This is a genomic window from Bradyrhizobium sp. CIR48, assembly GCF_014198315.1.
Taxonomy (GTDB): Bacteria; Pseudomonadota; Alphaproteobacteria; order Rhizobiales; family Xanthobacteraceae; genus Bradyrhizobium.
Window position 1 is genome coordinate 16,644 of the sequence record NZ_JACIHG010000010.1, and the last position, 24,655, is coordinate 41,298.

Genomic DNA, 24,655 nt, shown 5'->3' on the forward strand with positions numbered 1-24,655 from the left:
AGGAACGGGTGTCGCGATCGGAATGGGGCGAACTGACGACAAACCTCCCGCACGCTAGTCTAGGTCTCAAACCAAACGGCTTTGGCAATCAGCGCCGCTTGCAATAGGTTATGCCGCGATCCCCCGGACCGCTGACGCGAGACTGTGAACCTCCTCAATCGTATTGTAGTAATGCGGGGATGCGCGAACGATGTCCGGCAGACCTCTCCGCGCTGCATCTAGCGGTGTACTTGTTGGTGGCGAGACGGATACGTTGATCTTCTGCCTTGCAAGGCTGCACATGACCTCGCGTGCGACTATGCCACGAAGTGTGAACGACACGATTGAAGCGGGACGTTCTCCAAGATCGTGAAGCAACACCCCAGGGACGGCGCCAAGTGCTGCTCGCAATTCATTCGCAAGCTTGCGGCAACGTTGTTCGATCCTCTCGATGCCAATTGAAATCGCGTAGTCAGCGGCGATCCCAAGTCCAAGCCGCGCCGCATAGTTCGCTTCCCACGTCTCGAATCGTCGTGCGTCGGACCTAAATTCGTAGCGCTCAGGTCCAACCCAAGGTGCGCCGAACAGGTCTATCATTGCCGGTTCAATATCCTTCAGGAACTCGTCGCGCATGTAGAGGAAGCCTGTTCCGCGCGGACCACGCAAGAACTTCCGACCTGTTGCCGTCAGCATGTCGCAACCAAGTGCACGGACGTCGATGGGGATCTGCCCAACGGCCTGGCATGCATCCAGCAAATAGGGAACATTATGGGCGCGCGCGATGCGTCCTACGGCTTCAGCTGGGTTCACCAGACCGCCATTGGTTGGTATCCACGTGATAGCGATCAGCCGGACGCGCTCATCAATCATTCGCTTGAGGGCCTCAGGGTCCAAGGCCTGATTTGCGTCGTCGGGTATGACCTCGACCCGTGCGCCGGTACGGCGCGCGACCTGCAAAAACGAAATATAGTTTGCCGCAAATTCTGCGGAGGTGGTGAGAATTCGGTCTTCAGGTCCAAAGCGGAGCGAATAAAAGGCGCGCTGCCAGGCCAGAGTGGCACTTTCGGCGAGCGCGATTTCTTCCCGCTTCGAGCCGACCAGTCGAGCTATGCTGTCGTATACGCCTTCGAGGCGCGCTGTGCTCTCGGCGCACGCTTCGTAGCCGCCAATCTCGGCTTCGCGCCGGAGATATGTCACCATGCCGTCCAAGACGGGACGTGGCATCAGCGAGGCGCCCGCATTGTTGAGGTGGATTCGATGCGCAACACCCGACGTATCGCCTCGCAAGCGATCGACCTCGGAATCTGAAAGATCCTCTATCGAGCTTGCGGTTTGCTCTCCGTTATCCTGCACCAGAGATCCTTATTTTCGCGACGCGCCTAGAATGCCAGATTACGATGCGTTCGCCGCCTTCGATCAGCAAATCTCTTGGAATATGCCTGCCAGCAGAGCCCAAACCCGCCATTTTAGTGTCAACAATGCCCAATTCCGTCATGGATTGCGTCAAAGGTTGCAACAAACGGCTTCGCGGCTCGGCACAATACGGTCCGAAAGATCGAACGAACTTGCCAGGAGAATGACCTTGGTACCCCCTTTTGAGGCCGCGGACTCCGCGACAGCGACGCTTGCCACTTCACGATCTATCCTATTACGCAACCGGTCATCTGGCCTGAAACATGCGGCTTCCTGGTGCGACCGCAACGCGGCAGATGAGCCTCTGCGCCTTCTTCGAGCCTGCCCGCGCTATGCTCCGACCGATTTAATCTCGCTGCCGGGTGCTGCCGAGCGGCTAGGGGTTGGCGGAATATGGATCAAGGACGAGACGCGGCGTCTTGGCATAGGCAGCTTCAAGGGGCTTGGCGGAGCCTATGCCGTGCTGAAGCTCGCTATGCGACACGTCGAAAGGCGGACGGGACGAGCCATTCTGCCGGCGCAACTGATGGAGCCGGGAGTTCGGGCCATGCTGTCCGAACTCACCTTTTCCTGTGCATCTGACGGCAATCACGGTCGTTCGGTATCAGCCGGAGCTCGGCTCATCGGAGCGCGGGCTGTAGTGTATCTCCACCACGGCGTGAGCGAAGAGCGTGCCGCACATATAACACGGCTCGGTGCTGAGATCGTGCGTGTGTCAGGAGATTATCACGACTCGGTGGAAGCTGCAGCTAAAGCTGCGTCGCAGGACGGTTGGATTGCGGTCCCGGATACCGTCGGGCCAGGAGAAGATGCCACGGCCTGCACGCTTGTGGTTCAAGGCTACTCGATCCTGACCGATGAAATCATTGCCGCCACCATGGGCCAGCAAATGCCCTTTACGCATGTTCTGGTTCAAGCTGGCGTCGGAGGTCTTGCTGCAAGCGTCTTCAGCCATGGCTGGGCGCGTGGTCTATTCGGGCCCGATACCCATCTGTGGATCGTGGAGCCGGAACGATCGGCCTGTCTCTACGAAAGCGTGCAAGCAAAGATGCCGGTGCGCCTTCCGCCCGGCCCTGCGACGAACATGTCGATGCTCGAATGCCAAAGCCCATCCTTGTTGGTTTGGCCGATCATCGAAGACCTGACCAGCGGCTACATAACGGTCACCGACGAGGCGGCCGCCGACGCAGTACGTTTACTCAACGAGGGCATTTCAGGCGATCAGCGTCTTCGCGTCGGCGAGTCGGGAGCGGCGGGATTGGCAGGCCTCTTCAGGGCAGCCGAAGAGAAGGACCGAAAGAGACTTGGGCTGGATCAGTCCGCCAAGGTTCTGCTTTTTGCGACGGAAAGCCCCACCGACCTGTCGGTTTGGAGCGGCAACCAATAGCCAGGAGCAGAACGCTGCCCGTCAGGATACGTCAAGATTGATGCGGGTGGTGAACTTCACCGTCTGCATTGAAACATATGTGTTGAACGACTTGACGTTCTTGTCTGGAAAGAATGCTCGCTCGGTGAAAGCCCCATATTCTTCCATCGAGCCCGTGTTGACGACCAGAATGAAATCAGCCGAACCCGTTACATAGTAGCACTGCGTAACCTCAGGATAGGCGCTCATCCGATTCTTGAAGGTGTGGAGAAGATCGAGCTGCTCTTGCTCGAGCGCCACAAGCACGATCGAGGTGACCCGTTTCCCGGTGACCGAAGGCGATATGATCGAGACGTCGGACATGATCGCCCCGTTTTCACGCAATCGCCTAAGCCGACGCAGGCAGGACGTCGGGGAAAGTCCCACGCGCTCTGCCAATTCCTCAGAGGTCTGCAGATTATTCTCCTGCAGCAGCATCAGAAGCTTCAGGTCGAGACGATCGAGGTCAGTGCGCGTGACAGCCATTTAACCTCTCAATTTGCAGTTTTATGGCATTTTGGGTCGCAGAACGGCGAATTCAGCCACTGGCTTGGCAGATTATATGCACGAAGCCGGGTCGAGCAAGTATTTGCCACTACACACGGAGCCGCAGATGGTGGATGTAGTCAGACGCAAGCTTCTCCAGGGAACGGCTTTGGCAGGGGGCCTTGCGGCCGCGCGCTCGCTGTTTCCCACGCCCGCGATTGCGCAAATCCCGAAGGGCACCGGTGAGGTCGTGGTCTACGACGGCGGCGGCTCTTGGGGAGAAGCCAAGCGGATCGCCTATTTCGAGCCCTTCGAGAAGGAGACGGGCATCAAGGTCATAGCTCAACCGCGCACCGATACGGGAGCGGTGCGCGCGAGCGTGTTGGCCGGCGCTCCCCGATATGACGTGACGATTCTTCCTGGCGGCAAGGCCCCGACTTTCGAGCGGGACAATCTTCTGCTTCCGATCGACTATGGCTACTTTGACAAGGCGGACCTCGACGCGTTCAGTCCGGTCAAGGTCGGCAAGTTCACCGTGCCCGCGATTATCTATTCGCTGTTCATTGCGTATGATGCGTCGAAGTTTGCATCCGATGCGCCGAACTCGTGGGCGGATGTATGGGACGCCCAAAAATTCGCGGGACGGCGTTCGCTCATGGCCGGAACCTGGGCCTCGGACGGCGGCACGTTCGAAGCAGCTTTGATGGCGGATGGTGTTGATCCGTCGAAGCTCTATCCACTTGATTGGGATCGCGCGTTCAAGAGTCTCAGCCGGGTCAAGCCAAGCATCCTGAAATGGTGGAATACTGGTGCGGAAGCTCCGCAGATGATCATTGATAAGTTGATCACGGCCGGCAGCGCCTGGAACGGTCGGGTTTCGGCAGCCAACGAGCAGGGTGCCAAGATCGGCTACACCTGGAATCAGGGAATGTTGCAGTACGACACCTGGGTGGTCTTGAAGGGCACCAAGAACGCCGACAATGCATTCAAGTTTCTCGCGTTCTCAGCGCGAGCCGAGAACCAGGCGAAGTTCGTCCAACACATTCTCTACGCGCCACCGAACTCGCGTGCATTCGACTTCGTGCCGCCGGAAAGGGCAAAGCTCCTGCCGACCTCATCGGAAGCACGGAAGCTGCAATTCGTCCAGGATTACGAATTCTGGAACACCGTGGGAGCCAACGGCAAGGCCAACAATGAAATTGCCGTCGCTCAATGGGAGCGTTGGATTTCAGGTGCACGGTAGGTCAAGATGGTGGATGCGAGTGTGGCCATGCCGCATAGGAGATACATCTTAGGACGGGCGCGCCTGGTGCCTGTCCTACTTCTCTTGCCGATCGTGATCCTGTTCTCGATCGGCTACGTCGTGCCGCTTGCGCAACTCGTGCTCAAGAGCCTGCAGCTTGATGGCGCATGGTCGCTCAACAGCTATATCGAGATCGCCAACTCGCCGGCGTTTCTATGGATCGCCCTCAGGACACTCGCGCTCGCCGCGACCGTGACGATCATCTGTTTGATCACCGCCTATCCGCTCGCTTATGCCATATCGAAATGCCCGCCGCGCTGGGCGGCGTTTCTCCTACTTATTGTCACGCTTCCATATTTGACGAGCGTCCTGATCCGAACCTACGCATGGATCGTCCTGCTCAGCCCCAACGGGCCTATCAACCAGCTGTTCTTGCGCCTCGGCCTCATCTCCGAGCCGCTGCAAATGGTGTTTAATTCGATCGGCGTCTACATCGGGATGGTGCAGGTCCAGCTGCCTCTCATGGTCTTTCCTCTCTACGCGGTGCTGGCGCGGGTTAATCCAAGCCTTGCAAAAGCGGCACAAAGCCTTGGAAGTCCTCCTACCGACGCCTTCCTGAGAGTCACGCTGCCAGCCTCGATGCCAGGCGTGATCAGCGGCTGCACGCTTGTCTTTCTTTCCAGTCTCGGCTTCTACATCACGCCAGAGCTTCTTGGTGGTCCAGACAGCTATCTGATTGCTCAGGGTATTAGCCTGCGCGTGCTGATCCTCGGTAATTTCGATGAAGCCGCAGCCCAATCATCGATCTTGATGCTGACAGTGATCGCAGTCTTCATCATATTTCGTCAGCGCATCGCGGAAGAGCTCGACGATCGCCCGCACAACAACATCTCTCCGATCGGCACCTCGACATCCGGCCTCTCTGCACAGTGGCCGATCCTGGAACGCGTGACTGCGATCCTGCATGGTCCGTCGTTGAGGTTGCACGAGGCGTTCACGATCATCCGCCGGCCATTGCTGTACGTTGTTGCGGCGTCAACGCTGCTCCTCCTGATATTGCCATTCATGGTCGTGATTCCTCTTGCATTCAGCGATGCACCATATCTCACCTTTCCGCCTCCTGGTTACTCACTGCGCTGGTTCTCAAGTCTGCTCAAAAATACCCAATGGCTCGATGCACTAAGCTTCAGCCTGAGATGGGCAGGGCTGTCCGCTCTCTTGAGCGTGGCTATTGGTGTTCCTGCTGCCTTCGCTCTCGTGCGGTACCGCTTCTCTGCGCGCGTGCCAGTCTATCTTCTCTTGATCTCCCCGCTGATTGTTCCTCACGTCGTAATTGCGGTTTCGTTGTTCTTTGCTCTCGCCGGATCCTCATTGATCGGCAATCCGCTGGCGTTCGCCCTCAGTTATACGATCATCGGCGCGCCTTATACGGTCATCGTCATGATCGCGGGACTCAAGCGCTTCAATCGCACACTCGAGTTGGCTGCCGCGAGCCTCGGCTCGAGCCCTCTTGTGACGTTGAGAACAGTGACCCTTCCATTGCTTTTGCCGACGCTAGCTAGCGCAGCAATCTTCGCGTTCATCGTGGGGTTTGATGACGTCGTGTTCGGTCTATTCCTTAGCGGACCTACGGCTACGCCTTTGCCCATGAGAATGTGGGATAACATCCGCCTGGAGATAAGTCCCCAGATCGCAGTCATTGCCGTTCTGTTTCTCGCCGCACTTGCGCTTCTCCTGCTCCTGCGGCTGTTCGTAGGCTTGGTCGTCCAAGGCCGCCGGCCGCAGGAAAATCTCCATCCTTGAGGGGAAAGAGCAAAATAAAGAGCGCTTCGAACAATTTGCATCCTAACGAGAAGCCAATGACGCCTTTCCTGAAGCTATGCACTCGGCCCAATCTGGGTCAAGCTTTCGTAACCGCAACGGAGCATCGATCATGAGTCGCGATCTCACATTCTCCGTCGAGGAGTACAAGCGTCGATATGACGCTGTTCGAAGGTTGATGGCGGAGCGTCGTCTTGACTGCGTCATCTTCGATGAACCTGAGATGATGTCGTGGCTCTCGGGCTATACGGTCTCTGAGAATCTCTGGCGTGCGTGCATCGTGCCGGCATCGTCCGAGCCGTTCCTGCTCGTGCGCAAGCTTGATATGCCCCCGGCGCGGCAGCGCACGTGGATCGATAAGATTGTGGGCTTTGGCGACTGGGACGATCCGCTGGCGCTATTGGTCAGCACCTTGCGAGAAACGGGCTCGGCGCCTGTCCGGATCGGCGCCGAGTTTCAATCGAACTCGTTTACGATCAAAAGATTCCAATCGCTTCGCAAGCTCTTGCCGGACTCGGAGTTTTGTGACCTTGAGCGTTCGGGATGGGATCTCAGGCGATGCAAGTCGTCGGAAGAGATCGCACATATGTCCCGAGCGGGTTCGCTCTTGGACGCGGCCTTCGACATGACTGTCAAGGAAGTGGCAGGCGGCAAGAGTCAGCGTGATATCGCCGCCGCTGCCGCTGCCGCCTACTATCGGCTCGGGTTCGACGATGGCTTTGTTGGGCCTCTTAATGTTGGGTCGGGTTGGGATTCGCTGCACGGGTTCCTCGCAGAGCGGCCGCTGGCCAACGGCGATATCGTTCATATTGAACTGTTGCCGCGCTTGCGTTTCTATACGGTGCGGATCATGCGCTCTGTCATCGTTGGGCAGGCAAACGACGAGCAGCGAGCTGCAGCCCAAACTCTGATCTCGCTACAGGATCGCCAAATCGCCGCGCTACGGCCTGGAGCCATTGCCGCTGACGTTGACCGCATCGTGCGCGAAGGCGTCGTCGAGGCCGGGTTGCGAGAGACCTACGATAACATCACCGGTTACACACTCGGTACCGCGCCGCTCGTGTCCCAGCACACGAGTGACCTATATCGCTGTTTCACGCCTCATTCAGACTGGGCCATCGAGGAAGGAATGGTCTTTCACATGTACACGTCCGCCGCTGGTCTTGCCTTCAGCGAGTCCGTCGTGGCGACCAGTTCTGGCGGTAAGCGATTGACTTCAATACCGCGCAAAATATTCGAGACGGAGCCGAAATGAGCGTCAGCACAGCGGTGGCGAACGGTAAGGCAATGGCTGGTGTCGCTGCGGCGAACAGCAAACGTGGCTCCGTCTCGGTCAAGTCGTTGACCAAAATGTTCGGTCCGGTCAAGGCGGTCGACGACGTATCATTGTCCGTTCAGCCAGGCGAGTTCGTAGCCTTGCTTGGATCCAGCGGGTCTGGAAAATCGACCTTGCTGATGATGATCGCCGGGTTCGAAGCGTCGTCGTCCGGTGATATCACGCTCGACGGCGTACGCATCAATGACGTTCCCAGCCATCGTCGCGGCTTCGGCATGGTGTTTCAGAGCTACGCCTTATTCCCCCATATGACCATCGCGGAGAACATTGCTTATCCGCTGCGGCGCCGAGGCTTACGTGGCGGAGATATTGAGCGTGAAGTCGCAAAAGCCCTGAAGCTCGTTGCGCTTGACGGATATGGTGCGCGACTTCCCAGCCAGTTGTCGGGAGGACAGCAACAACGTGTCGCTTTGGCCCGGGCTCTCGTCTTCCGTCCTCCACTGTTGCTCATGGATGAGCCGCTCGGGGCCCTGGATCGCAAGCTCAGGCAACAACTCCAAATGGAGATCAAGCTGATCCATAAGGAGGTTGGTAGCACAATCATCTTCGTTACCCACGACCAGGAGGAAGCGCTGTCGATGGCCGACCGCGTCGCTGTGCTCGAGCAGGGACGCTTGCAGCAGTGTGGAACACCGCGTGAGCTATACGAGCAGCCGGCTACTGCATTTGTCGCGGGGTTCATAGGCGAGATGAACTTTCTGCCAGTCGAGTTGCGGCAGTCGGGAGGTGAGGTGTGTGCCCGTAGCGCTGATCTCCGACTTGAGAGTGTGCAGAAAGACACTCAGGTGCTCACGTCGGGCGATCGAGGGTTGCTGGCCGTTCGCCCGGAGTATGTCGATCTGACACCCGACGACCGCGCCACCGCGATGGTTTTGGAATCTGCCTACACGGGCACGAACCAAAGCGTGCTCGTGCAGGTGGGGTCCATTCGATTGACAGCCCGGACTTCGGTGAGCCCCGGACGGCCGCTGCTCCAATCCGGTCAAAGGGTCCGCGTTGAGATCGAGGCGGCGCATACCCGCGTGTTTCCGGCTGCCGGTTGAGCTCCCTTTGGCGTGCAAGGAGCTACCCGAAATGAGCCGGAACGCTGCAATCTCGCGCGCGAGAAATCATCTCGATTCTGGAGGCTTCGAGACAGTGCTCTCGCGGCTCGTCGCCATTCCTTCCGAGAGCCAGAATCCGGAGCGAACGCTTCAGATTGCTGAGTATCTCGACGAACTCCGTTGCATGCTTGAAGAGCTCGGCTGCGATTGCCAGCATCTGACTGCCGCAGGCGCGGATTTCCTGTATGCGGAGCGCAAAGAAGATGGAGCATTGCCGACGGTGCTCGGATATGGGCACGGCGATGTGGTTCGAGGAATGGACGAATCCTGGGCCGCCGGAATGTCGCCTTGGCGCCTCGCGAGGCTCGATGATCGCTGGTATGGCCGTGGTGTCGCAGACAACAAGGGACAGCATGCCATCAATCTTGCGAGCCTCCGAGCTGTCCTCGAGACGAGAGGTCGACTGGGGTTCAACCTGAAATACCTCATCGAGATGGGCGAAGAGGTCGATTCGCCCGGCCTCCGCGAACTATGCACGACGCATCGGAAACTTCTGCGTGCCGATCTTTTCATGGCGTCCGACGGACCACGGTTGTCCGAGCATCGGCCTACAATATTCCTGGGCTCGCGCGGATGTGTCACATTCGACATTTCGATTAACGCGCGCGAGAGCGCATATCATTCCGGCAATTGGGGCGGTCTGCTTTCCGATCCTGCAATCCAGCTTGCGCATGCCCTGGCCACGATCGTCTCGCCGAGCGGACGAATCCTGATTCCAGAATGGCTTCCAAATGGGCTGCCTGACTCCGTCCGGAGGGCGCTTGCCGATTGCGTTGTTGACGGGGGACTTGGCGAACCTGAGATCGATCCGGCTTGGGGCGAGCCGGGACTGACCCCTTCAGAGCAGGTGTATGGCTGGTGCTCGTTTGATGTCCTCGCCATCAGTTGCGGAAATCCACAGGCGCCGGTCAACGCCATTCCGCCGAGTGCATGGGCCCGCTGCCAGCTCCGCTTCGTGGTCGGCGTTGATCAAGAGGACTTCTTGCCGGCGCTTCGGCGACACCTCGTGAGTTCCGGTCTCGACATGGTCCAAGTGACTCCAAGCCCCAGCGATGGTGTTTTTCTTGCCACGCGCCTCGATCCTGAGGATCCCTGGGCTAGGTGGGCCCAAGCCTCGATTGCCCGGACGACGCAGAAATCGCCGGCAATCCTGCCCAATTTCGCAGGATCGCTTCCGAATGACATCTTTGCCAACGTGTTGGATTTGCCCACGTTGTGGGTCCCGCATGCCTATCCTGGCTGCCGGCAACATGCAGCCGACGAGCACATGCCGATCGGGCTCGCGCGTGAAGCTCTGGAGGTTATGGCGGGGCTGTATTGGGATCTTGGTGAGCCAGATACCCTACCTTCAGCCCGGCGAGGGTGAAATGATTGCCAACTCTTCGCTGGCACCCGCGGGCCGTGGCCGGGTGATCGGTTTTCTGCGAAGGCCCTTGCGCATTTTCGAAGTACCGCTTCCCGACTGATACGCCAAGCTCCGTCAAGGTGGCCCTGAGCGCCATCTTTGAATTCGGACGCTGAAGGGGGCAAAGCACATGGGTGACGCATCGGACCATCATGGCTGCGGCGACAAGACTTGCAATTGCTCGTACCTGCTCCGGCTCAGCCGGGCCTCGAGGCTGCCGTCTCGAACCGGGTCTTCGGCTCCCATCCCGGGGCGCGAGCGGTTCATGCGAAGGGAATTGTGCTGGAGGGGAGTTTCACGCCGAGTGTCAAAGCGTCTACCGTCAGCAAGGCGCCTCACCTGCAGCGAACAGGAGTTCCCGTTGCGGTGCGGTTTTCGAACTTTGCTGGAATTCCCGACATTCCGGACAATCAGGGGGGTGGCCCCGCGGACTGGCAATCAAGTTCAGGGTGCCTGACGGCTCGGACAGCGATATCGTGGCCCACTCATTCAACGGCTTCCCGTCGCCTACGGCCGATGATTTCCGCGACTTGTTAATCGCGCTGGGAAGCAGCGGACCGAAGGCGAGCAAACCGACGCCGCTCGATAATTATCTGGCTACCCACCCGATCGCGAAGGCATTCCTGACTGCACCAAAGCCAGCGCCCGTGAGTTACGCCACGCTGCCATACTATGGCGTAAACACGTTCAAGTTCACAAACGGAGACGGCCAGGTCACGTTTGGTCGCTGTCAATTTCTGCCAACGGCCGGCGCTCACTATCTGAGCGACGGCGAAGCGGTCAACAAGGCCGGTAATTGTTTGAGTGCCGAAATCAGGACTCGCGCGGACCAGGGGCCGGTGAACTTCAAGGTGATGCTTCAAGTTGCCGCCGCCGAAGACTAGCTCGACGATCCATCAATCGCCTGGCCCGATACTCGCCAGGTTGTAGAACTTGGCTCGATTTCGATAACGAAAGTCGTGCAGAATAACGACGCTGCACAGCAGGAACTGCTGTTCCTGCCAAATGCTCTTCCATCCGGAATTGAAGCGCAGAATCCGATGATCGATGCGAGGTCGGCGGCCTATCCTGTCTCTTACGCCCGGCGGCACAAATAGCAGCCTCCAGTGAAGCCCTCGCTGTTCGGTTTCTGGCGATCTGATCGGTGAGGGCTTCGAGATGCCGATTTTCCGCTGACGCTGGAGGGCCCAGACGGCTTGCCTTGGGGAATTGCGCAGTTTCCTCAATATCCGGTCGTCTTGGCTTTCTTTCAGGATCTCCACGATGCAAGTGTCGCTTGTGCGCACTCATTCATTACGGTCAAAGCGCGTTGAACGGTTGGAGCACCGAGTATAAACGGGTTCGGGCCGTTCACGGTTTTCGCCGCAAGCTTGTCAAGGGCGCCGTCATAGCCATTGTGGTTTGAAATGAAGACTTCAACGCCTTGGCGCTTTGCGACCTCCCGAGTGCGCGCGGTCGCGTCGATATAGGCTTGCAGACGTTCGGGTTTCTTGCCGAAATTGAAGGACGTGCCGCCCCACAGCAATGCGCGATGCTTCTGAGATCCTGACAGGACGTCGAAGATTGGCGAGATCGTGCCCATCGTGTGTCCGGGCGTAATTAGGATGTCGATCGTCGTCTCGCCGAGGGTGGCCTTGTCTCCATCGACCACCGACACGTCGCGCTTCGGTGGCCTGCCCCAGAGTGGGGTGTCGAATTCAAGCTTCGTTTCCATCATTGTCCAATCGATGTCGCTCACAATGCGCGATTTGTATTTTTGTACGAAGTAGTTCGCGCCGCCGTAGTGATCTCCGTGCCCGTGCGTGACGATGATGGTCTTCACCTTGGCCGGATCCAGCCCGAGCGTTTTCAATCCGCCTTCCACGATTCGCACAGCTTCTTCTTCATTGTCCATAGCATCGATTAGGATAATGCCGTCGGAGGTCGTGATCGCCCAAGTGCTTACCCACTTGCTGCCGACAAAGTAGAAATTGTCGAAGGCTCTCCCCGGAGGTGGCGCCGGGACCTTCATAAGCGCCTCGAGATCAGGCACCGGCTGGTTGAAGTTCGGATCTGCCGATCTGCCGAGAGCGAGATAAGCGCCGAGATCTGAGCCTGCAGCCTCTTTTGCCGCTGCGAGATGCTGCGCTACGTCAGGCGAGGACGTCTGCGCGAGTGCGTAGGGCGACGCGGCGAGCGCAACGCAGCAAGCGCAGCCCATCTTCAGTAGGGCGCGCCGACCTTTCATCAATTCGGCCGAGATCTCTTCGGCACGAAACAACGAGACTGCTGAGCGCTGGAATAGCTTCATATCGTCCTCTTGGTGCCGCGATGATTATCGCGGCCGGCTCTGCCCGGATCATCACTCCTCGATCACTATTGTCAATCCAAGCGAGTGAGAGACTAGCTGGACCTTCCGATTGCATAGTTGGTTTCCAGTAGCGCCTGCTCGCCCGCTCGCGGGCGGATTCTCAAGCTTGACCTGACTCGCAGAGAGACCGTTGCAGCGAGTATTCCCAGGACACCAACTCCACATACGCGCGCAGCTTATCCACCGTGAGTTTCTTACCTGTCCATGATCGTGCGGATTTTGGAGGGCTGTCGTCCTTCGCGCGGTAGCCTAACAGTTATTGGCATCGACCCGCGAAACCGAAGCGGGTGTCAAACATCCATCGTCAGGTCACTCCCGCGACCTTCGGAGAGGTCACTGTCGGAAGCATCAGGATCGCCAGGACCTCTGAGAAACACGAGCACGCCGATCTAGTCGACGCCGAAGTGGGACGGCGAGACGGCCTCACGCCGGACGCGGGCGCATATGCTGAACGCCGCCGCAGCGCTCCAGCGCTACATTGAAGACTGCCTCAAGCCCGTCGAAGGGCCTGAGCCCGACAATCTCTGATAATGGGTGACCTGAACCGCTCTCGTCGCACGGCTCGAGCGCGTTCCTGATCTAACAGAGCTAATTCCCGCGTGACTGGGCATGCGCAGGTAGCAGAGCCGGTGGGCGTAGAGGATAGCGCCGCGGACAGCATATTGTCGCGCTGGACACGATTAAGCAGCGGAGTTCCGGCGCGTGAGTGGGCGAGCAGCCGCTAAGGCAGCGTCAGGTTGAGGCACGCGATCGAACAAACAGCGAAAAGGAGAACGTCAAACGGATCGATGCCTAGCCCGCAGCAATCCACTTGCGCAGGCCATCGATGGTGCGGAATCCGTCGGCGGCGTAGCAGCGGATGGACGGCTGAGAGGCGCGCATCATCTCTGCCAGCGCATGGCCAGGGCCAAGGTCCAGCACCGCGGTGACGCCCAGCTCCGCGAGTGCCTCCAGCGTTGCCGCCCAGTCGATGGGATGCGCGACCTGGTTTGCCAGTTTCGCCGTGGCATCTTCGGCCGAAAAGATGCGCTCGCCGTCGCCGCCGGCAAGCAGCACGCGATGACTTGCGATGGCCGCGTGCCTGCTGGCATCGTGCGCTTGCTGCAGAGGTTTACAGGCCTGCGCGAGCCTCGTCGTGTGCGACGCGATCTTCACGGCGAGAAGGCCGGTGCGCGCGCCTTCTCTGGCGGCCTTGTCGCAGAGCGCGATGACATCACGCTCTGCGCCTCCGATGACGACAAGAAGGTCGGGATTCCGGATCGCGATCTCGCAGCGATGTTTGGCAAGCAGAGTTTCGAGCGCGGCCCGGTCGAGCCCGCGAACATAACCGAGGCGACCATTAGGCCCTGCCGAGCTTTCCATCAGCCGCGCGCGAAGATCCGTGAGCCGCAGCGCTTCATCGGCCCTCCAGATCCCAGCGATGCTCCAGGCCGCCATCTCGCCGACGCTGTAGCCGGTGACGGCAATCTCCTCAATCAGCAGGTCCGCAATGCAGGCGTGGATGGCGAGTGTCGATGTGACGGTCAGGATCTGGCTGGTGTGATTGACGGAGAGTTCGTCCGCGGTCCGCGTCCTGATGAACTCCCGCGGATCCGCGCCAAGAAATGTCGTCGCTGCAGTAAACACTGGTTCCGCAGCGGGCTGGTCCGCGACAAGATCAAACATCTTGTCCGAGAGCGTGCCTTGTCCGCCGCAGAGCAGTGCCAGCATCAGACCTCCAGCCGATCGACGAACAGCGCCATCGCCAGCAGGTCGGCGGAGCCGCCGGGGCTGAGATTGCGGGCGACGAATGCTCGATGAATCTCGGCGGCGCGCTCGCGCCATCCCAGAGAGCCGACGCCGCCAGCAAGGAAGCTGGCCGCACTCTCTTGCGCGAAGCGCAATCCTTCCGCACCGCCACGATGCAGCAGGTTGGTGTCGGTGACCTCGGCGATCAGTCTCATGCAGGTCTCAACGCGCACGGCTTCCTCGTCATTTGGCGCAAGCTCGCGCGCTGCATGCAGCGCGGGCAGGGCGATATCATAGACTGACGGAAAGCCGTCGGCAGCTTCCACCCTGGCGCCACCGGCACCGTAGCGCCGTCCGGCCACGGCGCCATGGCTGCGCAGCGAGACCGGGCCCGAGAGGATGTCGTGGCCCCAACGCTCCGAAACCAGCCGGCCGAGCGACTTGCGGATGCCGACGGCGTTGCGATAGCCGGCCGCGGCGCAGAGCAGACCCAGTCCGAAGATCGCGCCCCGATGCGTGTTCACGCCCTGTGTCGCGGCCAGCATCGCGCGCTCGGCGGCAACGCCGATCGCGCGCAGCCGGTTCATGCCGGCGCCCTCGGCGCCCGCGACGGCGAGCTCGCTGAAGAACGGCGCCAGCGTGTCGGCGCTCAGGCAGAGCATCACGGCGTCCATGTCGCGATGCGCGCCGTTGTCGACATGGCTGACGAGCCCCGGCTTCGGATAGGTCTCGACTTCGAGCGTCAGAGAGAGCGAAGCGAGATGGCCGAGCTCTTCCGCATCGAGCGCGCGTCCCGGCCGTGATTGCCATCGGAGTGCAGAGGTCATGACACGAGACCTGCGAGGAAGGCCGCGCGCGTTGTCGTGGTGATGCCTGCCTCGCCCTTCACAAGGACTTCGTCCTCGTCAGTGCCGGCCAGCTCGCGCCATTGAACGCCGCCGGCGGGACCTGTGATCTCGCCGTCCAGCCGCATCGGCGCTTGCTTCGCGATTCCCGCGATGTCGGACAACAGGGATCCCGCCTGCTTCACTGAGGACAGCGGCCAGAGCAGATCGAGATCCGAACTGTCGGAGAGATAGGGCAGGCCTGTGAGATGCTGCCAGGCCAGGCTGCCATAGGTGCGCGTCTCCGGCAGAAGCTGGAGGAGCTTCTCGATCGTCTCGCGCCAGCGCGCGGGCGCTGCCGCCGCGGCGTCCGCCAGTAACGGCGGCGGCGCGGACGCGACGATATCGGCTGCGGCGAGCGAGACCGCGATGCGCCGTTTGCCGTGGCTCGGCGGCAGCGGTAATCCGAGTGGAACGAGACCGGCGGTATCGCTGCAAGCCGGCCGGCGAACGACGAGCGGACGGCCGGCACGTGCCCAGCCCGCGACGATCGGCTCGCTGGCAAGTTCCGGATAGCGGTTCATCACCGCAGCCCATCCCGCCGGTGAGGCCTTCACCATGCTGTGGCGCGCCAGGGCTTCAGCCATGTCGCGCCCCCTGAGGCGAGGCAGCAGCGCGCGCAACGCGTTCGGCAAGCTCGGCGGCCTTTTGCCGCCCGCCGCGTTCAGCGCCGAGCCGGCCGCGATCATCCTGTCCGGGTGGCCGCCGCAGCAGGGCGGCCAACTGCGGCGCCAGCGGCGCAGCGTCGTCCCAGACGACGTGAATTCCGCCGGTCTTCACCATGTTGTCGAGCCCGGGTGCGAACACCGGTGTTGCCTCCGCCTTGGCCTTGAGCACATCGATCGGAAGCTTGGTGACCCGCGCCATCGACAGCAGGTCCATCACCGCGGGATGCGCGCCGGGCAGTGCTACCAGCGTGCCGGTCGCAAGCGCGGTGGCGATGAACGCACCGGCTGCGCTGCCGCCATAGAGCAGGCCGACGGTGCGATGTCCCTCGGCTTCCGCCAGGAGCAGCGTCTTGGCGAGATGCGACAGATATTCGCTGAGGCCGAGCAGCTCGTCGCGCTTGCTCATGCGTTGGCTGGCGGAATCCACCAGGAACAGGATCGGCGCCCGATCCCCTGATTTGACGATCTCGATCACGCGCCCCGCGAGCACGATGGCTTCGTCCACGCCGAAGGGCTGTCCTTGCGTGACGCCGAGCACGTGGATCGGTCCGCCGTCAGGCAGCGTCGCCTGTCCCGCGATCATCGCGCCGATCGTCTCGATCTTGGCACCGTTCGGGAACAGGCCGGCCAGGATGTCATCGAGCGTCATCGGCGTTCTCCCTGTTATTGGCCGCGCGAAGAAACGCGCCGGTCGGACGTGCGGGAACATCGGCGGGATCGTCGATGCCGAGTGCCTGCCAGATATCGACGGCGTCCTTGGCCTCGCCGAAACGCTGCAGCCGCCGCTCGAGCCGCGTCTGCTCGGCTTCGAGGACCGGGACGTCGCATCGTCTGCCGGCCTTGAGCGCAGCGATCGCCGCCTCACGGAACGCCAGCGCCTCGTCGTCGACGAAAATGTCGGCGCCGCCGATCAGATAGCGATGCTTGCCGCCCATGGTGCGCCAGACCAGCGCGCGATCGCGCGAATCGAATTCCTCGATGCCCCTGTTGGTCTCGATCACCTCGGGGCCGCTGACGCTGAGCCGCCCCTGTTCGGAGATGACCAGCTTCGAGCAGGTGCCGGCGATCAGGCTGCCGCCGCCATAGCAACCGGCGCGGCCGCCGATCAGGCCGACGATTTTGATGCCGCCGCGCCGCGCTTCGACGATCGCGCGCATGATCTCGGCGATCGCGAGCTCGCCGGCATTGGCTTCCTGAAGCCGCACGCCGCCGGTATCGAACAGGATCACCAGATCCTGCTTGAGCGCGCGCGCCGCGCGCAACAGCCCGGTGAGCTTTGCGCCGTGGACTTCGCCGAAGGCGCCGCCCATGAAGCGTCCTTCCTGCGCGGCGACGAGCACGGGCGTACCGTCGAGCCGGCCGCGGCCGATGACGATGCCGTCGTCGAACTGCTCCGGCAGGTCAAAGATCGCAAGATGCGGGCTGATCTCGCGCAGCTCCGGGCCGATGAATTCGCAGAAGCTGCCGGCATCGACCAGCGCGTCGATGCGCTGCCGCGCGCTCGCCTCGTACCAGCTCAGCGAGACGTCATTGGCTGTCACGGCTGTCATCGTTCCGGCTCCTCGATCTTGCGGACGCCCTGGGCAAGTCGCAGCGCGACCGTGTCGGGCCGGGCGCCGCCGTCATTGATGGAGATGCGCAAGCCCCCGGCGGAGCGGCGCGCGACGAAGTCGCGGACGACGGCGTCCCACACCGCGCCGAAGCCGTGGGCGGCGGTGGCGATGTCGATCGTGCAGGTGTCCGCGGGCGAGGCACGTTCCAGCAGCACTTCGAGATTGCCGGAGGCGACGACGCCGACGATCGCCTGCGCGCGAGTGCCGCCGGCGGATTGCGTTGCAGTCAGTCTGAAGCTGAGCTTTTCCATGCAAAACTCCTCACCAGTTGCGGAAGCGGCTGGGCGGACGGTAGAGACCGCCGGAGGCCAGCATGAGGTCCTTGATCGAGCGCGCGGCCAGCAGGCGACGATCGGCGTCGAGCGGATCGATTCCGAGATCTTCGGGGCGGCGGATCACGCCGCGCTGCCGGAGCTGCTCGACCAGCTTGGCATCGCGCGCGCGGCCGATGTCGGTGTAGCCGGCAACGCCGCGGATCGCCTGCTCGCGCTCGTCCTTGCTGCGGCACATCAGGAGGTTGGCGATGCCTTCCTCGGTGACGATGTGGGTGACGTCGTCGGAGTAGACCATCACCGGCGCCAGATCGAGGTCGAGCTTGCGTGCCAGCTCGAGCGCATCCAGTTGCTCGACGAAGAGCGGGACGTTGCTGTCACCGAAGGTCTCGCCGATCTGCACCACGAGCTTGCGGCCTCGGCGCAGCGCAGCGCTGGAATCGGGGTCGGCCTCGGCGCCGGCCTTGAGCCAGGGTTCGCTCGGATGGCGACGTCCGCGCGGATCAGAGCCCATGTTGGGCGCGCCGCCGAAGCCGGCGATGCGGCTGGTCGTCACCGTCGAGCTGTGGCCTTCGAGATCGATCTGCAGCGTCGATCCGATGAACATGTCGCAGGCGTAGAGGCCCGCGGTCTGGCAGAAGGCACGGTTGGAGCGCAGCGAGCCATCGGGACCGGTGAAGAAGATGTCGGAGCGCGCCGCGACGTAATCCTCCATGCCGACTTCCGATCCGAAGCAATGGATCTGCTCGACCCAGCCGGACTCGATCGCCGGAATCATCGTCGGATGCGGATTGAGCGCGAAATGGGTGCAGACCTTGCCCTTGAGGCCGAGCTTCTCGCCATAGGTCGGCAGCAGCAGCTCGATCGCGGCGGTGTTGAAGCCGATGCCGTGGTTGAGCCGGCGCACGCCGTAAGGCGCGTAGATGCCCTTGATGGCGAGCATCGCCGTCAGGATCTGCGTTTCGGTGATGGCGGCGGGGTCGCGGGTGAAGAGCGGCTCGACATAGAAGGGCCTGTTAGCCTCGACCACGAAATGCACGAGATCGCCGGGAATGTCGACGCGCGGCACCTTGTCGACGATCTCGGTGACCTGCGCCACGACGAGACCGTTCTTGTAGCTGGTCGCCTCGACCACCGTCGGCGTGTCCTCGGTGTTCGGCCCCGTATAGAGGTTGCCGTCCTTGTCGGCGCTCACCGCCGCGATCAGCGCGACGTTCGGCGTGAGGTCGATGAAGTAGCGGGCGAACAGCTCGAGATAGGTATGGACCGCCCCGAGCTCGATCTTGCCGCCGAACAGCATGCGCGCGATGCGCGCCGATTGCGGGCCGGAATAAGAGAAGTCGAGCCGCCGCGCGATGCCCTTCTCGAAGATGTCGAGGTGGGAGGGCAGCACCACGCCCGACTGCACCATGTGCAGGTCGTGGACATCCCGAGCGTCCAGGTTCGCGAGCGCCGCGGCGAGGATATCGGCCTGCTTCTGATTATCCCCCTCCAGGCACACCCGATCCCCTGACCGGACCACCGCCTTCAGAAATGCGCCCAGGTTCGGGATCGGGACGACCTTCCCCCTGGCGTGCTGTCGGCCGGCCGCGAGGCGCTCGCCCAGGGCGGCCTTTTGCATACCCCAATCGCTCATTTCAGCTCCTCGGCATGCGAAGTTGGTCTTCGATGGGGTCGAATGTATGCATATTGCCTTCAAATGTCAATTAGTGTATACGTAACTATATAAGCGATGGATATTCGCATACACAGGAGGGAATTTATGATGCGAATGCATACAGAGGCCTCGTATCCCGGGGCCTGCGCCCCGCTCGCAACAGGGAGGCGCCCGTGACCATTTCCGGCGTAGCTCTGCTCGCGATCTGCACCCTGCTGGGAGGCCTGCTTGGGGACCTTCTTGGCGTTGCCCTCGGTGTGAAGGCCAATGTCGGCGGCGTCGGCATTGCGATGATGTTCCTGATCGCGGCCCGGCTCTGGCTGGTGCGGAACGGCCTGCTCAGCCGCGGGCTCAATACCGGCGTCGAGTTCTGGGGCAGCTTCTACATTCCGATCGTGGTCGCCATGGCCGCGCAGCAGAACGTCGTCGCCGCGGCGAAGGGCGGTCCGATCGTCGTCATCGCGGGCGCCGGCGCGGTCGCGGTGTGTTTCGCGATGGTGGCCTTGATCGGCCGGCTCAGCGGCCGCGTCGAGACCATGGACGAGATCGAAGCCCGAGAGGCGATCGAGGCCAATGTGCCCCACTTCAAGTCCGGGAGGGTCGGATGACCATGATCTCTCACATTCTCGCAGCCAATGCGTTGATCACGGCGTTCGCCGCCGTCGGGATCCTGATGTGGGTCTCGGGGGCGATCTCGAAATACCTCACCTTCGGCCGCATCCACGGCTCGGCGATCGCGATCATGCTGGGTCTCGTGCTGGCCTTTTTCGGAGGTCTCGCCACCGGCGGCGAAAAGGGCGTCGCCGACCTGCCGGCGCTGACCGGGATCGGCCTGATGGGCGGCGCGATGCTGCGGGATTTCGCCATCGTCGCCACCGCCTTCGAGGTCGATGTCGTCCATGCGCGAAAGGCCGGACTGATCGGTGCGGTCGCGCTCGGATTGGGAACGGTCGTTCCGTTCATTCTGGGCGTGTTCGTCGCCGCAGCGTTTGGCTACACTGACGCCGAATCGCTCACGACGATCGGCGCCGGTGCGGTCACCTACATCGTCGGTCCGGTCACGGGGGCAGCGATCGGCGCGTCATCGCCGGTCATTGCGCTCTCGATCGCGACCGGTGTATTCAAGGCGGTGATCGTGATGATCGGCACGCCCTTCGTCGCGAAGATGATCGGGCTCGACAATCCGCGCAGCGCAATGGTGTTTGGCGGCTTGATGGGAACGGTCAGCGGCGTTTCCGGAGGGCTTGCGGCGACCGATCGTCGCCTCGTGCCTTACGGCGCATTGACCGCGACGTTTCACACGGGCCTCGGATGCCTGGTCGCACCGTCCATCCTCTACTTCACGGTGCGCGCAATCATAGGAAGCTGAATGGCAGGTCTGTTCAAAGTCGCAGCCGAAGCAGAAGAAGATGGCGGCCTCCTCTCCGATCGCATCCGCAATGCGCTCACGGACGAGATCGCCTCCGGTGCGCTCGTTGCCGGCTCGGCTTTGGAAGAGCAGCAGCTTGCCGATCGCTTCGGAGCTTCCCGCACCCCGGTGCGGGAGGCTCTCCGGCAACTCGTCGTCAGCGGACTGGTCGAGGTGCGTGGGCGTCGCGGGGTTGTGGTGGCGCGGATGACACCCGAACGGATTATGGACATGTTCGAGACCAGCGCTGAGGTGGAGGCCCTGTGCGTCAGGCTCGCGACCTATCGCATGACGCCGCTAGAACGCAGCCGCCTAATCGAGCTACACGAAGGCTCGCGGGCAATGGTCGAGGCCAACGACGTCGATGCCTATGATGCCTTCAACCGGGTCTTCCATGAATGTATCTACAGCGCGACGCACAACTCGTTCATGGCCGAGCAGGCCCAGGATGTTCGTGCCCGGCTGAGTGCCTTCCGCCGCACGCAATTGCGGCAGGGCGATCGCATCCGCAAGTCCCGCGACGAGCATGATGCGATCATGCAGGCGATCGCCGAAGGCGACGGCGAAGCGGCCTCACGCCGAATGCGTGCGCATATGCTGAACGCCGCCGCAGCGCTGCGGCGCTACATTGATGACCGTCTCCGGCCCGTCGATGGGCCTGAGCCCGACAATCTCTGACAATAGCGGACTGAACCGCTCTTGAAGCCAACCAGGGCAGGTGCGCGATAAGTTGCGTCTGCTTGAAATCACAATTTTAAGGAGAGCAACATGGCCGATGGCAATTCTGGGGTGTCTGTCTACGACGTGCCTGCCGAGTGGTCGAAGCGCGCCTGGATCGACGATGCCAAATATCGCGAGATGTAGGCGCGCTCGCTGTCCGATTCCGAGGGCTTCTGGGCCGAGCACGGCAAGCGTATCGACTGGATGAAGCCCTTCTCTGAGGTCAGCAACACTCGTTCGAGCCCGGCAACATTTCGATCAAATGGTTCGAGGACGGCACGACCAATGTCGCCTGGAACTGCATCGACCGTCATCTTGCGAAGCGCGCCGATCAGGTCGCGATCATCTGGGAGGGCGACGATCCCAACGAATCCAGGAAGATCACCTACGGCGAGTTGGCGCGGGAAGTCGCCACATTCGCAAATGTGCTGAAGGCGCACGTCGTCAAGAAGGGCGATACCGTCACCATCTATTTGCCGATGATCCCCGAGGCGGCTTACGCGATGTTGGCCTGCGCACGGATCGGGGCTGTTCACTCCGTCGTCTTCGGCGGCTTCTCGCCGGATTCGCTTGCGGGTCGTATCGAGGGCTGCGGGTCCAAGGTCGTCATCACGGCAGATGAGGGACTGCGCGGCGGTCGCAAGGTTGCCCTGAAGTCCAACGTGGACGAAGCGATCAGGAAGACCGGCGACACAATCAAGTCGCTGATCGTCGTCAAGCGCACCGGCGGAAACGTCGCCTGGTATGCCGGCCGCGACGTCTGGTACCACGAGGAAACAGCCAAGGTTTCCGAACATTGTCTGCCCGCGGAGATGAAGGCGGAGGATCCGCTGTTCATCCTCTACACGTCGGGCTCGACCGGCGCCCCAAAGGGAGTCGTGCATTCGACGGGCGGCTATCTCGTGTACTGGTGCACCGCCGACGTCGGCTGGGTTACTGGCCACAGCTACATTCTCTACGGACCGTTGGCGAACGGCGCGACCACGCTGATGTTCGAGGGCGTGCCGAACTATCCGGACAATTCGCGCTTCTGGAACGTCATCGACAAGCACAAGGTCAACATCTTCTACACCGCGCCGACCGCAATCCGTGCGCTGATGCAAGGCGGCGACGAGCCCGTGAAGAAGACCTCACGCGCGAGCCTTCGCCTCCTGGGCTCGGTCGGCGAGCCCATCAATCCGGAGGCCTGGGAGTGGTATCACCGCGTCGTCGGCGAGGGACGCTGCCCGATCGTCGACACCTGGTGGCAGACCGAGACCGGCGGCATTTTGATCACGCCGCTGCCGGGTGCGACCAAGCTGAAGCCGGGCTCGGCGACGCAACCGTTCTTCGGCGTGGTGCCTGAAATCGTCGACGCCGACGGCAAGGTGCTGGACGGCGAGACGTCAGGCAATCTTTGTCTCACGCGTTCGTGGCCAGGCCAGATGCGCACGGTCTATGGCGACCACGCGCGCTTCGAGCAGACCTATTTCTCGACCTACAACGGCAAGTATTTCACGGGCGACGGCTGCCGCCGCGACGCCGACGGCTATTACTGGATCACCGGCCGCGTAGACGATGTCATCAACGTCTCAGGTCATCGCATGGGCACCGCCGAGGTCGAGAGCTCGCTGGTGGCGCACCAGGCGGTATCCGAAGCGGCGGTGGTCGGCTATCTCCACGACATCAAGGGCCAGGGCATCTACGCCTATGTCACCTTGATGCAGGGCCAGGAGCCGAGCGAAGCGCTGCGCAAGGAACTGGTCGCCTGGGTCCGCAAGGACATCGGCCGATCGCCTCGCCGGACCTCATCCAGTTTGCGCCCGGTCTGCCGAAAACCCGTTCCGGCAAGATCATGCGCCGCATCCTGCGCAAGATCGCCGAGGACGAACCGGGCAGCCTCGGCGACACCTCGACGCTTGCCGATCCCGCTGTGGTCGATGATCTCGTCAAGAACCGCCAGAACAGGAAGGGCGGGCCGGCTTAATCGTCGACGAACATCGGTGTGATTGTGATCCGGCATGCGCCACCGACCCGCGCAGCCATTCGAAGCCGACTTTGACGGAGGAACGATATGAGGCTTGTTCTCCTAGGACCACCTGGCGCCGGGAAGGGAACGCAGGCGGTCAGGCTATCCCAGACGCTCGGGATCCCGCAGCTCTCGACTGGGTGACATGCTGCGCGCAGCGGTATCTGGGGGAGCCGCGATCGGACGACACGTCGCGGAGATCATGGAGCGCGGCGAGCTCGTCCCGGACGGTCTGGTGATCGGGCTGATTGCCGAGCGCATTGCACAGCCTGACGCGGATCGAGGTTTCATCCTAGACGGATTTCCGCGCACGGTTGCCCAAGCTGAAGCCTTGACCATCTCCTAAAGGGCCATGAATTGAGCCACGTCCTCGAGCAACCACTGCTCTTCCGTCGTAATATTCTGAAGGTTTCCGGAGCTCTCCAGCTCAGCCAGACGCCAGATCTTCTCCTCGTTCCCTCGCTTATAACGGTCATACAACTGAGTGATGCGAATTGGCGAGCCCGTCTTTAAAACTCGGAGCTTTGCGATCAGCCCCGCCAGACTTCGGGCGGTGTAAGCTCCGCGACTGACGCCAAAGATGAATATCTCATCTCCGTCATTGTAGTTCTCGACGAGCCACTCGTACGCGAGCCGGATGTTCTCATCAAGGCCTTTGCCAAAGACGCCGCCAAGGAAGCCATTCACGCCAACCTCATAATCCAGCGTCGAGCAACGCTGGTTCGTCGGCGCGCACGCCAACGTTGGAGGTGGATACGCGACCGACCTATTGCCTCAGGTGCCGTTGCGCTCGATCATGAAGAAGGCCCAGTCGCAAGGACTCGCATTCCGCAGCGAGGTGGATCTGGACGGTGACGGACTGTCGGCGCCGCTTGCGGATTCCTACAAAGAGTTTGCCTACGGCCTATACTCCAGGGTCACCAAGCCGCTCTATCGGACGATCGACCAGGAGCCGGACGTCCGCGATGACGGGGCCCATGTGAATGTGAACAAGACGATTGACAAGTCGGTATTCGACCGCTGGCGGGCGGATGCGTCGTACCGTCCCAGGAATCTCGTTCAATGGCCAATCGGAAACGCGTGGACCTTGCCAATCTGACGTCTGTTCGCGCGGACGACCCGGCTGTCGGCGCTCCGGATTGAGTTTATCGATTGC

The 24,655-nt window shown here is 61.5% G+C and carries 23 protein-coding genes and 2 pseudogenes; 13 read left to right on the forward strand and 12 right to left on the reverse strand.

Features of this window, described 5'->3' with window-relative positions; all coding sequences use genetic code 11:
- Window positions 1–108 precede the first annotated feature (108 nt).
- Entirely contained in the window at window positions 109–1,299 is a 1,191-nt protein-coding gene (locus GGD66_RS28110; RefSeq protein WP_409362384.1) for an aminotransferase class V-fold PLP-dependent enzyme, read from the reverse strand.
- A 64-nt stretch (window positions 1,300–1,363) separates the two neighbouring features.
- Here GGD66_RS28110 and GGD66_RS28115 point away from each other — a divergent pair, with 64 nt between their 5' ends.
- On the forward strand, window positions 1,364–2,779 hold the full coding sequence (locus GGD66_RS28115; protein ID WP_183259635.1) for a diaminopropionate ammonia-lyase: 1,416 nt from the start codon (window positions 1,364–1,366) through the stop codon (window positions 2,777–2,779).
- Window positions 2,780–2,800: 21 nt separating this feature from the next.
- Here GGD66_RS28115 and GGD66_RS28120 read toward each other — a convergent pair whose 3' ends face one another.
- A complete protein-coding gene (locus GGD66_RS28120) occupies window positions 2,801–3,283 on the reverse strand; it encodes an Lrp/AsnC family transcriptional regulator (RefSeq protein WP_183259636.1) in 483 nt (160 codons plus the stop codon).
- Between the two features lie 127 nt (window positions 3,284–3,410).
- On the opposite strand from GGD66_RS28120, the gene GGD66_RS28125 reads away from it, so the two are divergent.
- From GGD66_RS28125 to GGD66_RS42460, 6 genes are all read left to right on the forward strand, one after another.
- A complete protein-coding gene (locus GGD66_RS28125) occupies window positions 3,411–4,526 on the forward strand; it encodes an ABC transporter substrate-binding protein (protein WP_183259637.1) in 1,116 nt (371 codons plus the stop codon).
- Between the two features lie 27 nt (window positions 4,527–4,553).
- Window positions 4,554–6,329, forward strand: a complete 1,776-nt coding sequence (locus GGD66_RS28130; protein ID WP_246789013.1) for an ABC transporter permease subunit — start codon at window positions 4,554–4,556, stop codon at window positions 6,327–6,329.
- Between the two features lie 130 nt (window positions 6,330–6,459).
- Window positions 6,460–7,602 carry a Xaa-Pro peptidase family protein gene (locus GGD66_RS28135; protein WP_183259639.1) on the forward strand — a complete coding sequence of 381 codons (1,143 nt, stop codon included), beginning with the start codon at window positions 6,460–6,462 and terminating at the stop codon, window positions 7,600–7,602.
- A complete protein-coding gene (locus GGD66_RS28140) occupies window positions 7,599–8,726 on the forward strand; it encodes an ABC transporter ATP-binding protein (RefSeq protein ID WP_183259640.1) in 1,128 nt (375 codons plus the stop codon). Before GGD66_RS28135 ends, GGD66_RS28140 begins: the two co-directional genes overlap by 4 nt.
- Window positions 8,727–8,757: 31 nt before the next feature.
- Window positions 8,758–10,152 carry a M20 family metallopeptidase gene (locus tag GGD66_RS28145; RefSeq protein WP_183259641.1) on the forward strand — a complete coding sequence of 465 codons (1,395 nt, stop codon included), beginning with the start codon at window positions 8,758–8,760 and terminating at the stop codon, window positions 10,150–10,152.
- Window positions 10,153–10,343: 191 nt separating this feature from the next.
- On the forward strand, window positions 10,344–11,075 hold the full coding sequence (locus GGD66_RS42460; RefSeq protein ID WP_246788996.1) for a catalase: 732 nt from the start codon (window positions 10,344–10,346) through the stop codon (window positions 11,073–11,075).
- 12 nt (window positions 11,076–11,087) lie between these two features.
- On the opposite strand, the gene GGD66_RS41190 is transcribed toward GGD66_RS42460, so the two are convergent.
- From GGD66_RS41190 to mdcA, 9 genes are all read right to left on the reverse strand, one after another.
- Window positions 11,088–11,453, reverse strand: a complete 366-nt coding sequence (locus GGD66_RS41190; RefSeq protein ID WP_210321691.1) for a hypothetical protein — start codon at window positions 11,451–11,453, stop codon at window positions 11,088–11,090.
- Window positions 11,441–12,481: an MBL fold metallo-hydrolase gene (locus GGD66_RS28155; RefSeq protein ID WP_210321692.1), complete on the reverse strand. Its 1,041-nt coding sequence runs from the start codon at window positions 12,479–12,481 to the stop codon at window positions 11,441–11,443. The genes GGD66_RS41190 and GGD66_RS28155 overlap by 13 nt, the downstream gene beginning before the upstream one ends.
- An 852-nt stretch (window positions 12,482–13,333) precedes the next feature.
- Window positions 13,334–14,251, reverse strand: a complete 918-nt coding sequence (locus GGD66_RS28160; protein ID WP_183259642.1) for an acyltransferase domain-containing protein — start codon at window positions 14,249–14,251, stop codon at window positions 13,334–13,336.
- Window positions 14,251–15,096, reverse strand: coding sequence for a triphosphoribosyl-dephospho-CoA synthase MdcB (gene mdcB / locus GGD66_RS28165; RefSeq protein WP_183259643.1), 846 nt, complete (start codon window positions 15,094–15,096; stop codon window positions 14,251–14,253). Before mdcB ends, GGD66_RS28160 begins: the two co-directional genes overlap by 1 nt.
- The gene (mdcG, locus tag GGD66_RS28170) at window positions 15,093–15,740 is read right to left on the reverse strand and encodes a malonate decarboxylase holo-[acyl-carrier-protein] synthase (protein ID WP_183259644.1); all 648 of its coding nucleotides are present in this window, start codon (window positions 15,738–15,740) and stop codon (window positions 15,093–15,095) included. Before mdcG ends, mdcB begins: the two co-directional genes overlap by 4 nt.
- Window positions 15,733–16,470 (reverse strand): biotin-independent malonate decarboxylase subunit gamma, encoded by a 738-nt coding sequence (gene mdcE, locus GGD66_RS28175; RefSeq protein WP_183259645.1) that lies wholly within the window; start codon window positions 16,468–16,470, stop codon window positions 15,733–15,735. The genes mdcG and mdcE overlap by 8 nt, the downstream gene beginning before the upstream one ends.
- Entirely contained in the window at window positions 16,457–17,371 is a 915-nt protein-coding gene (locus GGD66_RS28180; RefSeq protein WP_183259646.1) for a biotin-independent malonate decarboxylase subunit beta, read from the reverse strand. Before GGD66_RS28180 ends, mdcE begins: the two co-directional genes overlap by 14 nt.
- Window positions 17,368–17,685 carry a malonate decarboxylase acyl carrier protein gene (gene mdcC / locus GGD66_RS28185; RefSeq protein ID WP_183259647.1) on the reverse strand — a complete coding sequence of 106 codons (318 nt, stop codon included), beginning with the start codon at window positions 17,683–17,685 and terminating at the stop codon, window positions 17,368–17,370. The genes GGD66_RS28180 and mdcC overlap by 4 nt, the downstream gene beginning before the upstream one ends.
- 10 nt (window positions 17,686–17,695) lie before the next feature.
- Window positions 17,696–19,342 carry a malonate decarboxylase subunit alpha gene (mdcA, locus tag GGD66_RS28190; RefSeq protein WP_183259648.1) on the reverse strand — a complete coding sequence of 549 codons (1,647 nt, stop codon included), beginning with the start codon at window positions 19,340–19,342 and terminating at the stop codon, window positions 17,696–17,698.
- 194 nt (window positions 19,343–19,536) lie between these two features.
- Here mdcA and madL point away from each other — a divergent pair, with 194 nt between their 5' ends.
- From madL to GGD66_RS28215, 5 genes and pseudogenes are all read left to right on the forward strand, one after another.
- Window positions 19,537–19,971, forward strand: a complete 435-nt coding sequence (madL, locus tag GGD66_RS28195; protein ID WP_183259649.1) for a malonate transporter subunit MadL — start codon at window positions 19,537–19,539, stop codon at window positions 19,969–19,971.
- Window positions 19,968–20,732 (forward strand): malonate transporter subunit MadM, encoded by a 765-nt coding sequence (gene madM, locus GGD66_RS28200; RefSeq protein ID WP_183259650.1) that lies wholly within the window; start codon window positions 19,968–19,970, stop codon window positions 20,730–20,732. The genes madL and madM overlap by 4 nt, the downstream gene beginning before the upstream one ends.
- Window positions 20,733–21,449, forward strand: a complete 717-nt coding sequence (locus GGD66_RS28205; RefSeq protein WP_183259651.1) for a GntR family transcriptional regulator — start codon at window positions 20,733–20,735, stop codon at window positions 21,447–21,449.
- A 90-nt stretch (window positions 21,450–21,539) separates the two neighbouring features.
- A pseudogene (gene acs, locus GGD66_RS28210) lies at window positions 21,540–23,457 on the forward strand (acetate--CoA ligase).
- A gap of 87 nt (window positions 23,458–23,544) precedes the next feature.
- Window positions 23,545–23,833, forward strand: a pseudogene (locus GGD66_RS28215) (adenylate kinase family protein); the annotation flags it as partial.
- An 8-nt stretch (window positions 23,834–23,841) separates the two neighbouring features.
- Here GGD66_RS28215 and GGD66_RS28220 read toward each other — a convergent pair.
- Window positions 23,842–24,186 carry a DUF2235 domain-containing protein gene (locus GGD66_RS28220; protein WP_312014193.1) on the reverse strand — a complete coding sequence of 115 codons (345 nt, stop codon included), beginning with the start codon at window positions 24,184–24,186 and terminating at the stop codon, window positions 23,842–23,844.
- 109 nt (window positions 24,187–24,295) lie between these two features.
- Here GGD66_RS28220 and GGD66_RS28225 point away from each other — a divergent pair, with 109 nt between their 5' ends.
- Window positions 24,296–24,598, forward strand: coding sequence for a hypothetical protein (locus GGD66_RS28225; protein ID WP_246788997.1), 303 nt, complete (start codon window positions 24,296–24,298; stop codon window positions 24,596–24,598).
- The last annotated feature ends 57 nt before the right edge of the window (window positions 24,599–24,655 follow it).